Genomic DNA, 914 nt, shown 5'->3' on the forward strand with positions numbered 1-914 from the left:
AATAAATATGGTTTACTCATGTTTTCCAATAATAAATATTTTGCCTTAGTTAACTCGTCGACCGTATAAAACGGATTCGTTTTTATAAGTGGCAAAATATTGTAATCCTCCGCATAATCGAATACATTTGTCGACAGGCCAATAATGTTTTTGTAAAAACAAGTGGTCATCATAGCAATCATATAAGTACCAATAACTAAAACCGACCAAGCAGTGGTCAGTCTGGGAATAATTGCATTGATCACTCCTAATATAAGGAAATACTCCACCGGAATGATCTGTATCAATTTAGGATATTTTTGTACATCTAAATCTTGGCAAAAATTAACGTAGTTGAAATGCACTAGAATTTTAATAAAAGACAAATTTCGAGAAGTTGTAAAGTCTTTTGCTTCTTTTTTGGTTGATACTTCTTTGACTCTACTCATAAGATAAATAATGATAAATACAAGTGCAAGGAATATAACTACTAAAAATGTCTTGTGCGAATTAATATAATCTCCCAATTTCAAGTTTGATATACTATGTAGATTTTTATTAAAATTAAGTACAATAGAATTATTAATTTTTGTATTTAATTTTTTTGAAAAGCCATATTCAACATAATTATGTTGAAAAAATAGCAAACTGTTAAATAACAATTTGGAAATCACCATCGCAAATACATAAGCAACTCCATATTCGCTTAGTAACATTACCCATTTAGCAAAAATAGTTTGTTGCATCAATATTCTTGAGACATATATGAGATATCCTACTAAAATGCCTATAACATAAATCAAAATATTAAAATTATTCTTTCCTATAATCATTAAAACAATCAAAAATGGTAGAGAATAAAATATTCTAATAAAGTAATTGATCAGAGTAATTTGCTGAATATAAATAAATCGATTGCTTCTAATCTTAAAAAA

1 protein-coding gene is annotated in these 914 nt (G+C 27.0%); it reads right to left on the minus strand.

The features are described from left to right. A partial coding sequence (locus KH893_RS11060; RefSeq protein WP_281166179.1) for a hypothetical protein occupies window positions 1–725 on the minus strand: 725 nt, incomplete at its 3' end. Window positions 726–914 lie beyond the last annotated feature (189 nt).

The organism is Liquorilactobacillus sicerae (genome assembly GCF_029916425.1).
Taxonomy (GTDB): Bacteria; Bacillota; Bacilli; order Lactobacillales; family Lactobacillaceae; genus Liquorilactobacillus; species Liquorilactobacillus sicerae.